Source organism: Streptomyces rubradiris (genome assembly GCF_016860525.1).
Taxonomy (GTDB): Bacteria; Actinomycetota; Actinomycetes; order Streptomycetales; family Streptomycetaceae; genus Streptomyces; species Streptomyces rubradiris.
Genome location: NZ_BNEA01000015.1, coordinates 5,168,792 through 5,181,318, shown reverse-complemented (window position 1 = coordinate 5,181,318; position 12,527 = coordinate 5,168,792). Strand labels below are relative to the sequence as shown.

The following is a 12,527-nucleotide window of genomic DNA, read 5'->3' as shown; positions in this document are numbered from 1 at the left end:
GCGCTTCGTCGCGCATGTACTGCTTTCCTGTTGACTCTACTGGTGAGCCGGGACCGTTTCGGACGGGAGTTCGGAAGACCGCCCGGCGAGGCGTTCGCGCCAGGCGGCGAGGACGGCCTCGTCGGTGGGCCGGGTGGCCAGGGAGACGGCGACATAGGCCACGAGGGAGGCCAGCAGGCCGTAGTAGACGGGTTCGTTGGCGAGGATGCCGTAGCCGGCCATCAGGCCGATGACGGCCAGGCCGCCGACGGCGACGGCGGCCAGCGCGCCCTGCGCCGTGCCGCGCTTCCACAGCAGGCCGCCGAGGATGGGCACCAGCAGGCCGCCGACGAGCAGGTTGTAGGCCACGGTCAGCGCCTCGACCACGTCGTTCAGCGCGATCGAGGTGCCGATCACGGCGAGGCCCATGACGAGGATGAAGGCGCGGTTGCCGGCGACCTCGTCGCGCTCCTCGTGCTCCGCGGAGCGCTTGGCGAGGCCGCGCAGCCGGGACCAGATGTCGTTGTTGGCGACCGTGGCACAGGCGATCAGGGCGCCGGAGGAGGTCGACATCACGGCGGCCAGGGCGGCGGCCAGCACCAGGCCGCGCACGCCGACGGGGAGTTCGTCCTTGACGATGGTGGCGAAGGCGTCGTCGGGGCTGCCCAGGTTCGGGTAGAGCACCTTGGCGGCGGTGCCGATCACCGCGCCGGCGACGGCGTAGGCCAGACAGTAGGTTCCGGCCACCGTGCCGCCCCAGCGGGCGGTGCGGTCGCTGCGGGCGGTGAACACGCGCTGCCAGATGTCCTGGCCGATCAGCATGCCGAACGTGTAGATCAGCACGTAGGTGAAGATGGTCTCGCCGCCGATGCCCAGCGGGTCGAAGTAGGAGGTCGGCAGCTCGGCCTTCATCTCGGCGAAGCCGCCCGCCTTGACCACCGCGACGGGCAGCAGCAGGAGCAGGACGCCGATCGTCTTGACGACGAACTGCACCATGTCGGTCAGGGTGATGGACCACATCCCGCCGAGGGTGGAGTACGCCACGACGATCGCGCCGCCGAGGACGATCGCGACCGTGCGGTTCACGTCGAACAGCACGTCGAAGATGGTGGCGTAGGCGATGGTGGAGGTCACCGCGAGCATGAGGGTGTACGCCCACATGACCACGCCGGAGATCACGCCCGCCCGGCCGCCGTAGCGCAGGTCCAGCATCTCGGAGACGGTGTAGACCTTCAGGCGGGCGATGCGCGCGGAGAAGAACACGGACAGGGCGAGGATCCCCAGGCCGATGGTGAAGACCATCCAGGCGCCGGACAGGCCGTACTGGTAGCCCAGCCCCACGCCGCCGATGGTGGACGCGCCGCCGAGCACGATCGCCGCCATGGTGCCGGAGTACATGACCGGGCCCAGGCGGCGGCCCGCCACCAGGAACTCGCTCTTGGACTTGGCGCGGCGCATGCCCCACCAGCCCATCGCCAGCATGCCGACGAGATAGACGACGATCACTGTGTAGTCGACGGCCATGGGGCGGCCCTCCTTCGCGCACTGTCCGGTGGCGTGTCGTGCAGATCCTGCGGTTCTGTCGGCAGCGGCTCGCGGGGACATCCGCCCGTACCCGCGGCTGCCGTGCTCACTTGACAGTAGGTGGCCGGAAAGCGACTGCGAAGTGTACGTTTCATACAGAGGAACGGGGCGGGATGGAAGGTACGCACACCATGCCGGAGACCATCGGCCCAGCCCCGGCCGTGCCGCCGACCCCGCCGGTGCCGCTCCAGGCGCTGCTGGCCCGGGAGGACCTCGCCCTGCGGCAGATCGCCGGGCCCGCGGACCCCGGGACCGTGGTCCACGGCGCGCACACCTCGGAGATGACCGACCCCTCCCCCTACCTGCTGGGCGGCGAGCTGCTGCTCACGGCCGGGGTGCACATCCCGGAGGGGGCGGAACCGGGGGGCTACTTCGCCGGCTACGTCTCCCGGATCGTGGCCGGGGGCGCCGCGGCACTCGGCTTCGGGGTGGCCCCCGTGCACGACACGGTCCCGCCCGCCCTGGTCGCCGCCTGCGAGCAGCGGGGCCTGCCGCTGCTGGAGGTGCCGCCGCACACCGCGTTCTCGGCCGTGGCCCGCGCGGTCTGGCAGCTGATGGCCCAGGCCCGGCTGGCCGAGCTGCGCCGCGTCACCGAGGCCCAGCAGAGCCTCGCGGCGGCCGCCGCCCGCCCCGACCCCGTCCCCTCGGTCCTGCGCCAGCTCTCCCAGCGCCTGTCCGGCCGCGCGGTCCTCTACGGCCCGGACGGCACGGAGATCGCGGGGGCGGGGCACGTGCCGGCGGAGGGGGGCGCGGGGGCGGCCCTGGCCGGGCTCGCCGACGTGGTCAGGCCGGCCCCCCACCCGGCGAAAACCCCCTCCCGTCCCGCCTCCGCCACCGACACCCACGGCGGTGTGCACCTCGCCGTCTACGCGCTCGGGGCCGGGGAGGGGTTCGTGCTCGGGGTGGCCAGCCGGCGGCGGGAGGCCGGGGACCACACCATCGCGTCGGTCGCCGCCGTGCTGCTGGCGCTGCTGACCGGGGAGCACCACAGCGGGGCCGGCGCGGCCCGCTCCTCCGCGCTGGTGCGGCTGCTGCTCGGCGCCCCGCCCGAGGAGGTGGCCCCGCTGCTCGGCACCGGCCGCCGGCTCGTCGTGCACGCCCGGCCGGAGGCCCAGGCCCCGGACCCGGTCGCCGCCTCCGCGCTCGGCGCCGCCCTGGGCTCGCCGCTGGTCGACCTCGCCGGCGAGGTCGTACGGGTGCTGGTGCCCGCCGACCGGGTACCGCAGCCGCAGCCCGGCTGGACCCTCGGGGTGAGCGCCCCGGCCGAGCCCCGCGAGTGGCCGGCCGCCGACACCCAGGCCGCCCGCGCCCTGGCCCGCGCCCGCGCCACCCGCGCCCCGCTGCTGCGGCACGCCGCCCGGCCGGCGCTCGCGGACCTGGTGCCGGCGGCGGACGCCGAGACGCACGCCCGCACCCTGCTCGCCCCCCTCGCCGGGCAGCCCGCGCTCGCCGAGACCCTGCGTGCCTGGCTGTCGCTGCACGGCAGTTGGGACCGTACGGCGGTGGCGCTGGGCGTGCACCGCAACACCGTGCGGCAGCGCGTCGCCCGCTGCGCCGCCCTGCTGGACACCGACCTGGACGACCCGGACGTGCGCATGGAGCTGTGGTTCGCGCTGCGCCGGGGCTGACCGCACCGGGGCGTGACCCCCGTCCCAGCGGGCGATATCCCCGGTACCGGCGCCGCGCGCTGCCCCACAATGGGAGCCATGCCGATATCCGGGACACCCAGCCGCGCCCAGCTCGTCGACCATCTGGTGCGCACCCGCATCGCGGGGGACGTCGCCACGCCCCGCGAGAACAACCTCTCCCACTACCGTCAGCTCGCCAACGGTGTCCGTAACTTCTGGCTCGGCCTGGAACTGGGCGACCGCTGGACGGACGAGCAGGACGTGCTCGCGGTGATGGCCGAGCGGGTGGGTGTCAACGACGACCCGGAGTACCGGTTCGGGCAGGACACCATCGACCCCGAGCTGACCGTGGACGCGCTGGACCGGATGGCGGCGCGGCTGCGCAAGGCGGCCGAGGGACGCCAGCGGGTGCTGTTCGCCACCGGGCACCCGGGCGGGCTGCTGGACGTGCACCGGGCCACGGCCGCCGCGCTGCGCGCCGCCGGCTGCGAGATCGTGGTCATCCCGGACGGGCTGAGCACGGAGGAGGGGTACGTCATGCAGTTCGCGGACGTGGCGGTGCTGGAACACGGGGCGACGCTGTGGCACACCCACTCCGGGGAGCCGATGCGGGCCGTCCTGACCGGACTGGAGCGCGCCGGGCGTCCGCTGCCCGACCTGGTCGTGGCCGACCACGGCTGGGCGGGATACGCCGGGCAGCACGGCGTGGACTCCGTCGGGTACGCCGACTGCAACGACCCGGCGCTCTTCCTCGCCGAGGCGGAGGGCACCGTGCAGGTGGTGGTCCCGCTGGACGACCATGTGGTCAGCCCCCGTCACTACGACCCGATGACGGCGTATCTGCTGGCCGCGGCGGGGCTGGCCTGACGGCTCGTCACTCCGGGTGCGGACACGACGTGCGGCCCCGCCGAGGGGGCCGCACACCGTGTTCGGTTGTCAGGTCGGATCAGTGGCCACCACCGCCACCGCCGCCGCCGTGACCGCCGCCACCGCCGTGGCCACCGCCACCGCCGCCGTGACCGCCGCCACCGTCGCCGTGGCCGCCACCGCCACCGTGGTCACCACCGCCGTAGCCGCCGTGGTCGCCACCGCCGTAGCCGTCGTGGTCACCACCGTAGCCACCGTGGTCACCGCGGCCGTAGCCGTCATCGTCGTCCCACCAGCCGCCGCCGTGGTCGTCGTCGTAACGGCTGTAGGAACTGTCGCTGCCGTAGTCCGAGGCGGAGGCCGTCGCGGCCGTGCCGAACGCGGCTCCGCCGGCCAGCAGCAGACCGGAGGCGGACAACGCGACAAGACGCCTCGTGCGCTGTGATCGCATGGGAATACCTTCCATCTCCATCGTCTCTCGCGACTCCCTGACGGAAGCGCGAGGTGGATGGCCGTCGCCGCGGCTGATGAGAAAGATGCGGCGCGGTCTTCAGGTGTCACCGCAGCGGAGAATGAACGAACACGTCGTTCGCTGCGGCCCTTCACCCAGAGAGCCTAATCGGACATACGCCACAAGTCACCCCGAAAAGCGCATCTGTCACAGCTGTCTCGGAACGCGGACCACGCCCTCCTGGATCACGGTGATGGCGAGCCGTCCGTCCTGCGTGTATATGCGGGCCTGACCGAGGCCGCGGCCACCGGACGCGGACGGCGACTCCTGGTCGTACAGCAGCCATTCGTCCACCCGGAAGGGCCGGTGGAACCACATCGCGTGGTCCAGGGACGCCCCGACGACGTCCCCGACGGCCCAGCCGCCGCGCCCGTGGGCGAGCAGCACGGGGTCCAGCAGGGTCATGTCGGAGACGTAGGCGGCGAGGACGGCGTGCCCCAACGGGTCGTCGCCGTCGAGCTTGCCGTTGACGCGGAACCACACCTGGGAGTGCGGCTCGCGCGGCTCGCCGTAGCGCCCGTACGGCGGCTCGTCCACGTATCTGAGGTCGACCGCCTCGCGGGCCTTGAGGAACCGCTCGACGACCTCGGGCGCGAGGTGGCCGTAGCCGCCCAGCCGCTCCGGGGAGGTGGGCAGGGTGGCCGGGTCGGGCGCGGCGGGCATCGGCGCCTGGTGCTCCAGGCCGTCCTCGTACGTCTGGAAGGACGCCGAGAGGTGGAAGACCGGCCTGCCGTGCTGGACGGCGACCACCCGGCGGGTGGTGAAGGACCGGCCGTCGCGGATGCGGTCCACGGTGTAGACGATCGGCGCGCCCGGGTCGCCGGGGCGCAGGAAGTACGCGTGCAGGGAGTGGACGGGCCGGTCGGCGGGGACCGTGCGCCCGGCCGCGACCAGCGCCTGCGCCGCGACCTGCCCGCCGAAGACGCGCGGGACGACGGCGGAGCGGGACCGGCCGCGGAAGATGTCCTCCTCGATCCGCTCCAGGTCGAGCAGATCGAGGAGGTCCTGGAGTGCCTGGCTCATGGCGTGCAGGTATACCGCCCGGGATCTCGGCGTCCTTAGAGACCCATGTCCTTGGCGATGATCGTCTTCATGATCTCGCTGGTGCCGCCGTAGATGCGGTTGACGCGGTTGTCCGCGTACAGGCGGGCGATCGGGTACTCGTTCATGTAGCCGTAGCCACCGTGCAGCTGGAGGCAGCGGTCGATGACGCGGTGCGCGACCTCGGTGCAGAACAGCTTGGCGGAGGCGGCCTCGGCGGGGGTCAGCTCGCCGGCGTCCAGCGCCTCCAGCGCGCGGTCGGCGACGGCCTCGGCGGCGTCCACCTCGGCCTGGCAGGCGGCCAGCTCGAACTTGGTGTTCTGGAAGTGCGCGACCGGCTTGCCGAAGACGGTGCGCTCCTGCACGTACTGCTTGGCGAACCGGACGGCGGCCTTGGCCTGGGCGTAGGCGCCGAAGGCGATGCCCCAGCGCTCGGAGGCCAGGTTGTGGCCGAGGTAGTAGAAGCCCTTGTTCTCCTCGCCGAGCAGGTCCTCGGCGGGCACCTTGACGTCCACGAAGGCCAGCTCGGCGGTGTCGGAGGTGCGCAGGCCCAGCTTGTCCAGCTTGCGGCCGATGGAGTAGCCCTCGGACTTGGTGTCCACGGCGAACAGGGAGATGCCGTGGCGGCGGTCCTCGGCGGTGGGCGCGGAGGTGCGGGCGCAGACGATCACCTTGTCGGCGTGGACGCCGCCGGTGATGAAGGTCTTGGCGCCGTTGAGGACGTAGTGCGTGCCGTCCTCGCTCAGCTTGGCGGTGGTCTTCATGCCCGCGAGGTCGGAGCCGGTGCCCGGCTCCGTCATCGCGATGGCCCACATCTCCTCGCCGGTGACGAACTTCGGCAGGTAGCGCTTCTTCTGCTCCTCGGTGGCGAGCATCTTGATGTAGGGCAGGGCGAGCAGCACGTGCACGCCGGAGCCGCCGAACTGCACGCCCGCGCGCGCGGTCTCCTCGTAGAGGACGGCCTCGAACTTGTGGGTGTCCAGGCCGGCGCCGCCGAACTCCTCGGGCACGCTGATGCCGAAGATGCCGAGCTCGCCGAGCTTGTAGTAGAAGTCGCGCGGCGCCTGGCCGGCGGCGAACCACTCGTCGTAGACCGGGACGACCTCGGCCTCGATGAAGGCGCGGACGGTCTCCCGGAACGCCTCGTGATCCTCGTTGAACACCGTACGGCGCACGCCGCCACCTCCACGTACCTCGGCATGACATCGGGTCTGTCTAAGCGCTTGCTCATTCACCGTACCGGCGAGTACGGAAGCCCGTCCAGGGGGGTTTCGCCGTAATACTCGTCACGCGTTCGACGACGGCGCCCGAGGGCACGGCCCGTCGACGCACGCGCGCCACCCGGCCGCACACCGACGGCACGCGGGGCACGGAGGCCCACACGGGCCATGACGGTCGGGCGGTGGCTTCCCGGGCCGGGTCGCCGGGGGCAACGGACAGGGACGGCCAGGCGGCGGGCAGGCGGCGGGCAGGCGGCGGCCGTGGACGCGGGACACGGCGGACGGGCGACAGCCCCTGGACGCGGGGCACGGCAGACGGACGGCACCCCTGGACGACAGGCACGGCAGACGGACGGCGGCCCTCCAGGCACGGGCAGGCGACACGCGACAGGCAGCAGACGGCAGACGGCAGACGGCACGCGACAGGCAGCAGACGGCACGCGGCGGCAACTCGGGCCGATCCGGTCGGGTTGCGCAAGGCTCCCCGTCGGTGACCCGCACGGGAGACAGCCGTACGGCTACGCCCCTCCCGCCGCCTCGAACGCCCCCCGCGCCATCCGGTGCAGCAGGTCCGCCGTCGTCCCCCGGCCGGGGAGCGTGCCGGCGCGGCCGAGGTGGGGGGTGGAGTTGAGCAGGCCGAAGACGGAATGGACGGCCGAGCGGGCGGCCGGTTCGGTCAGGGCCGGGTAGGCCTCGCGGACCACCTGCACCCACAGCTCCACGTACTGCCGCTGAAGCTGGCGCACCAGCTTGCGGTCGCTGTCGCGCAGCCGGTCCAGCTCGCGGTCGTGCAGGGTGATCAGCGGGCGATCGTCCAGGGCGAAGTCGATGTGTCCCTCGATGAGGGAGTCCAGCACGCGGGTCGCTGGGGTCCCGTCGGCCTCCGCGAGCCGGCGCCGGGCACCGGTGAGCAGCTGTCCGCTGATGCCGACCAGCAGCTCGGCGAGCATCGCGTCCTTGCCCGGGAAGTGCCGGTACAGGCCGGGGCCGCTGATGCCGACCGCGGCGCCTATCTCGTCGACACCGACGCCGTGGAAGCCGCGTTCGGCGAAGAGCCGGGCGGCCTCCTTGAGGATCTGCTCGCGGCGGGTGGGGGCGTCGGTTCTGCTGGCCATGCCGACAATTCTAGACAGCCACGTTAGCGGTCGTTAACCTGGAGGGAATGGTTAACGCTCATTAACAGGTTCGGACACCGGTGAGGGGACCGCAGATGCAGGAGGCACCGGAGCTTCACAGCGCGGCCGATCCCGCGTCGGAGGGCTGGCGGGCCAACGAGAGGGCCCATCTCCAGCTCGTGGAGGAGCTGCGCGGCAAGCTGGCCGCCGCGGCCCTCGGCGGCGGCGACAAGGCGCGGGCGCGGCACACCGCGCGCGGCAAGCTGCTGCCGAGGGACAGGGTGGACACACTGCTCGACCCGGGCTCGCCCTTCCTGGAGCTGGCGCCGCTCGCGGCCGACGGGATGTACGACGGGCAGGCCCCGGCCGCCGGGGTGATCGCCGGCATCGGTCGGGTCAGCGGCCGCGAGTGCGTGATCGTGGCGAACGACGCCACGGTCAAGGGCGGCACGTACTACCCGATGACGGTGAAGAAACACCTGCGCGCCCAGGAGGTGGCCCTGGACAACCGGCTGCCGTGCGTCTATCTGGTCGACTCCGGCGGGGCCTTCCTGCCGATGCAGGACGAGGTCTTCCCCGACCGGGACCACTTCGGCCGGATCTTCTACAACCAGGCCCGCATGTCCGGCGCGGGCATCCCGCAGATCGCGGCCGTCATGGGCTCCTGCACGGCGGGCGGGGCGTACGTCCCGGCGATGAGCGACGAGGCCGTGATCGTGCGGAACCAGGGCACGATCTTCCTGGGCGGGCCGCCCCTGGTGAAGGCGGCCACCGGCGAGGTCGTCACCGCCGAGGAGCTGGGCGGCGGCGAGGTGCACTCCCGGGTCTCCGGGGTCACCGACCACCTCGCCGAGGACGACGCGCACGCGCTCAGGATCGTCCGGGACATCGTGGCCACGCTCCCCGCCCGGCGGTCCCTGCCCTGGGAGGTCCGGCCGTCCGTCGAGCCCAAGGTGGACCCCTACGGGCTCTACGGCGCCGTCCCGGTCGACTCCCGTATCCCCTACGACGTCCGCGAGATCATCGCGCGCGTGGTCGACGGCTCCCGGTTCGCCGAGTTCAAGGCGGAGTTCGGGCAGACCCTGGTCACCGGGTTCGCGCGGATCCACGGCCACCCGGTGGGCATCGTCGCCAACAACGGCATCCTGTTCTCCGAGTCCGCCCAGAAGGGCGCCCACTTCATCGAGCTGTGCGACCAGCGCGGCATCCCGCTGGTGTTCCTCCAGAACATCTCCGGCTTCATGGTCGGCAGGGACTACGAGGCGGGGGGCATCGCCAAGCACGGCGCCAAGATGGTCACGGCGGTGGCCTGCACGCGCGTGCCCAAGCTGACGGTCGTGGTCGGCGGCTCCTACGGCGCGGGCAACTACTCGATGTGCGGCCGGGCCTACTCCCCCCGCTTCCTGTGGATGTGGCCGAACGCCAAGATCTCCGTGATGGGCGGCGAGCAGGCCGCGTCCGTGCTGGCCACCGTCAAGCGGGACCAGTTGGAGGGGCGCGGCGAGGAGTGGCCCGCCGAGGAGGAAGAGGCGTTCAAGGCGCCGATCCGCGCCCAGTACGAGCGCCAGGGCAACGCCTACTACGCCACCGCCCGGCTCTGGGACGACGGCGTGATCGACCCGCTTGACACCCGTCAGGTCCTCGGTCTGGCCCTGACGGCCTGCGCCAACGCGCCTCTGGGAGACCCCCAGTTCGGCGTCTTCCGGATGTGAGGAGGGGAACCGTGTTCGACACAGTGCTGGTGGCCAACCGGGGCGAGATCGCCGTACGCGTGATCCGTACGCTGCGCGCCCTGGGCGTGCGCTCGGTGGCGGTCTTCTCCGACGCCGACGCCGACGCGCGGCACGTACGGGAGGCCGACACGGCGGTGCGGATCGGTCCGGCGCCGGCCGCCGAGAGCTATCTGTCCGTGGAGCGGCTGCTGGAGGCCGCCGCCCGCACCGGCGCCCAGGCCGTCCATCCCGGGTACGGCTTCCTCGCCGAGAACGCGGCCTTCGCGCGGGCCTGCGAGGAGGCGGGGCTGGTCTTCATCGGCCCGCCGGCGGACGCGATCGCGCTGATGGGCGACAAGATCCGGGCCAAGGAGACGGTCGAGGCGGCCGGGGTGCCGGTGGTGCCGGGCGGCCGCGACCCGGAGCTGGCCGGGGCGGCCCGCGCCCTGGGCGCGCCCGTGCTGCTGAAGCCGTCGGCCGGCGGCGGCGGCAAGGGCATGCGCCTGGTGCGGGACCTGACCGTGCTGGAGGAGGAGATCGCCGCCGCCCGCCGGGAGGCCCGCGCCTCCTTCGGCGACGACACGCTGCTGGTGGAGCGGTGGATCGACCGGCCCCGGCACATCGAGATCCAGGTGCTGGCCGACGGCCACGGCAACGTGCTGCACCTCGGTGAGCGCGAGTGCTCCCTCCAGCGGCGCCACCAGAAGGTCGTCGAGGAGGCGCCGAGCGTGCTCCTCGACGACAAGACCCGGGCCGCGATGGGCGAGGCGGCCGTGCAGGCGGCCCGCTCGTGCGGGTACCGGGGCGCGGGCACGGTGGAGTTCATCGTCCCGGGCGGCGACCCGTCGCAGTACTACTTCATGGAGATGAACACCCGCCTCCAGGTGGAGCACCCGGTCACCGAACTGGTGACCGGACTGGACCTGGTGGAGTGGCAGCTGCGGGTCGCGGCCGGCGAACGGCTGCCCTTCGCCCAGTCGGAGATCACGCTCACCGGACACGCGGTGGAGGCCCGGATCTGCGCCGAGGACCCCGCGCGCGGCTTCCTGCCCTCCGGCGGCACGGTCCTGCTGCTGGACGAGCCCGAGGGCGACGGGGTGCGCACCGACTCCGGGCTGAGCGAGGGCACCGAGGTGGGCAGCCTGTACGACCCGATGCTGTCCAAGGTGATCGCCTACGGCCCCGACCGCGCGACCGCGCTGCGCAGGCTCCGGGCGGCCCTGGCGGAGACGGTCACGCTGGGCGTGCAGACCAACGCCGGGTTCCTGCGCCGGCTGCTGGCCCACCCGGCGGTGGTCGCGGGCGACCTGGACACCGGGCTGGTGGAGCGGGTGGTGGAGGACCTGGCCCCCGCCGAGGTGCCCGAGGAGGTGTACGAGGCGGCGGCGGCCGTACGGCTTCAGGCGCTGCAGCCGAGCGCGGAGGGCTGGACCGACCCGTTCTCGGTGCCGAACGGCTGGCGGCTGGGCGGCACCCCGAAGCCGCCCGTCTTCCACCTGCGGGTGCGCGAACCGGTCGTCCACACCCCCCGGGGCGTTCACACCGTCACCGGTGACCGGGTGACCGTCACCCTGGACGGCGTCCGGCACACCTTCCGCCACGCCGGCGACTGGCTCGGCCGGGACGGCGACGCCTGGCAGGTGCGCGACCACGACCCGGTCGCCGCGTCCCTGAACCGCGCGGCCCACGCGGGCGCCGACTCCCTCACCGCGCCCATGCCGGGCACGGTCACGGTGGTCAAGGTGGCCGTCGGCGACGAGGTGACGGCCGGACAGAGCCTGCTGGTGGTGGAGGCGATGAAGATGGAACACGTCATCTCCGCTCCGCACGCCGGCACGGTCGCCGGACTGGACGTGTCACCGGGCAGCACGGTCGCCATGGACCAGGTGCTGGCCGTCATCGCACCGCACGAGGAGGCGGCCGGATGAGCGTCACAGGACTGCCTATGACCGTCCCCGCCGAGGGCCTGCCCGCGCGGGTGCGGATCCACGAGGTGGGCGCGCGCGACGGGCTGCAGAACGAGAAGACGGCCGTACCGACGGCGGTGAAGGCCGAGTTCATCCGCCGGCTGGCCGGCGCGGGCCTGACCACGATCGAGGCGACGAGCTTCGTACACCCCAAGTGGGTGCCCCAACTCGCCGACGCGGAAGAACTGTTCCCCCAGGTCAAGGACCTGGACGCGGCGCTTCCGGTGCTGGTGCCCAACCAGCGCGGCCTGGACCGGGCCCTCGCCCTCGGCGCCGGGTACGTCGCCGTGTTCGCCAGCGCCACCGAGTCCTTCGCCAAAGCCAACCTCAACCGCACGCTGGAGGAGTCCCTCGCGGTGTTCGAGCCGGTGGTGCGGCACGCGAAGGACGCGGGCGTACGGGTGCGCGGCTATGTCTCCATGTGCTTCGGCGACCCGTGGGAGGGCCCGGTGCCGCTCGCCCAGGTGGCGCGGGTGTGCGGGGCGCTGCGGGACATGGGCTGCGACGAGCTGAGCCTCGGCGACACCATCGGGGTGGCCACGCCGGGCCAGGTCCGGGCGCTGCTCGGCCTGCTGAACGAGCGGGGGGTGCCGACCGACGCGATCGGCGTGCACTTCCACGACACCTACGGCCAGGCGCTCGCCAACACCCTGGCCGCCCTCCAGCACGGCGTCACCACCGTGGACGCCTCCGCCGGGGGGCTCGGCGGCTGCCCGTACGCCAAGTCCGCCACCGGCAATCTCGCCACCGAGGACCTCGTCTGGATGCTGCACGGGCTCGGCATCGAGACGGGGGTCGACCTCGGCCGTCTGACCGCCACCAGCGTGTGGATGGCCGAACAGCTGGGCCGGCCCAGCCCGTCCCGTACCGTCCGCGCTCTCTCCCACGAGGACCAGTGATCAG

The 12,527-nt window shown here is 72.9% G+C and carries 10 protein-coding genes; 5 read left to right on the top strand and 5 right to left on the bottom strand.

The features are described 5' to 3' along the window. Positions 1–36 precede the first annotated feature (36 nt). The gene (locus Srubr_RS36290) at positions 37–1,503 is read right to left on the bottom strand and encodes a sodium:solute symporter family protein (RefSeq protein ID WP_189995676.1); all 1,467 of its coding nucleotides are present in this window, start codon (positions 1,501–1,503) and stop codon (positions 37–39) included. A 173-nt stretch (positions 1,504–1,676) separates the two neighbouring features. Here Srubr_RS36290 and Srubr_RS36285 point away from each other — a divergent pair, with 173 nt between their 5' ends. Both Srubr_RS36285 and Srubr_RS36280 read left to right on the top strand, forming a co-directional pair. Further along, on the top strand, positions 1,677–3,191 hold the full coding sequence (locus tag Srubr_RS36285; RefSeq protein WP_189995678.1) for a PucR family transcriptional regulator: 1,515 nt from the start codon (positions 1,677–1,679) through the stop codon (positions 3,189–3,191). A gap of 78 nt (positions 3,192–3,269) precedes the next feature. Then, entirely contained in the window at positions 3,270–4,058 is a 789-nt protein-coding gene (locus Srubr_RS36280; RefSeq protein ID WP_189995679.1) for a phosphatase, read from the top strand. A 79-nt stretch (positions 4,059–4,137) separates the two neighbouring features. Here Srubr_RS36280 and Srubr_RS36275 read toward each other — a convergent pair whose 3' ends face one another. The 4 genes from Srubr_RS36275 to Srubr_RS36260 all read right to left on the bottom strand — a co-directional run bounded on the left by Srubr_RS36275 (position 4,138) and on the right by Srubr_RS36260 (position 7,945). Next, positions 4,138–4,509 (bottom strand): hypothetical protein, encoded by a 372-nt coding sequence (locus Srubr_RS36275; RefSeq protein ID WP_189996031.1) that lies wholly within the window; start codon positions 4,507–4,509, stop codon positions 4,138–4,140. Positions 4,510–4,716: 207 nt separating this feature from the next. Then, positions 4,717–5,592, bottom strand: a complete 876-nt coding sequence (locus Srubr_RS36270; RefSeq protein ID WP_189995680.1) for an acyl-CoA thioesterase — start codon at positions 5,590–5,592, stop codon at positions 4,717–4,719. A 35-nt stretch (positions 5,593–5,627) separates the two neighbouring features. Continuing rightward, the gene (locus Srubr_RS36265) at positions 5,628–6,785 is read right to left on the bottom strand and encodes an acyl-CoA dehydrogenase family protein (protein ID WP_189995681.1); all 1,158 of its coding nucleotides are present in this window, start codon (positions 6,783–6,785) and stop codon (positions 5,628–5,630) included. 563 nt (positions 6,786–7,348) lie between these two features. After that, on the bottom strand, positions 7,349–7,945 hold the full coding sequence (locus Srubr_RS36260; RefSeq protein WP_189995682.1) for an SACE_7040 family transcriptional regulator: 597 nt from the start codon (positions 7,943–7,945) through the stop codon (positions 7,349–7,351). A 95-nt stretch (positions 7,946–8,040) separates the two neighbouring features. On the opposite strand from Srubr_RS36260, the gene Srubr_RS36255 reads away from it, so the two are divergent. The 3 genes from Srubr_RS36255 to Srubr_RS36245 are packed head-to-tail and all read left to right on the top strand — an operon-like array spanning position 8,041 to position 12,523. Further along, positions 8,041–9,657, top strand: a complete 1,617-nt coding sequence (locus Srubr_RS36255; protein ID WP_189995683.1) for a carboxyl transferase domain-containing protein — start codon at positions 8,041–8,043, stop codon at positions 9,655–9,657. 11 nt (positions 9,658–9,668) lie between these two features. Next, positions 9,669–11,585 (top strand): acetyl/propionyl/methylcrotonyl-CoA carboxylase subunit alpha, encoded by a 1,917-nt coding sequence (locus Srubr_RS36250; protein ID WP_189995684.1) that lies wholly within the window; start codon positions 9,669–9,671, stop codon positions 11,583–11,585. Next, positions 11,582–12,523: a hydroxymethylglutaryl-CoA lyase gene (locus Srubr_RS36245; RefSeq protein ID WP_189995685.1), complete on the top strand. Its 942-nt coding sequence runs from the start codon at positions 11,582–11,584 to the stop codon at positions 12,521–12,523. Before Srubr_RS36250 ends, Srubr_RS36245 begins: the two co-directional genes overlap by 4 nt. Positions 12,524–12,527 lie beyond the last annotated feature (4 nt).

Bases quoted from the DNA above. Each gene is read 5' to 3' on its own strand.
- Srubr_RS36290 (WP_189995676.1), bottom strand. From the start codon at position 1,503: ATGGCCGTCGACTACACAGTGATCGTCGTCTATCTCGTCGGCATGCTG.
- Srubr_RS36245 (WP_189995685.1), top strand. From the start codon at position 11,582: ATGAGCGTCACAGGACTGCCTATGACCGTCCCCGCCGAGGGCCTGCCC.
- Srubr_RS36280 (WP_189995679.1), top strand. From the start codon at position 3,270: ATGCCGATATCCGGGACACCCAGCCGCGCCCAGCTCGTCGACCATCTG.
- Srubr_RS36260 (WP_189995682.1), bottom strand. From the start codon at position 7,945: ATGGCCAGCAGAACCGACGCCCCCACCCGCCGCGAGCAGATCCTCAAG.
- Srubr_RS36285 (WP_189995678.1), top strand. From the start codon at position 1,677: ATGGAAGGTACGCACACCATGCCGGAGACCATCGGCCCAGCCCCGGCC.
- Srubr_RS36255 (WP_189995683.1), top strand. From the start codon at position 8,041: ATGCAGGAGGCACCGGAGCTTCACAGCGCGGCCGATCCCGCGTCGGAG.
- Srubr_RS36275 (WP_189996031.1), bottom strand. From the start codon at position 4,509: ATGCGATCACAGCGCACGAGGCGTCTTGTCGCGTTGTCCGCCTCCGGT.
- Srubr_RS36270 (WP_189995680.1), bottom strand. From the start codon at position 5,592: ATGAGCCAGGCACTCCAGGACCTCCTCGATCTGCTCGACCTGGAGCGG.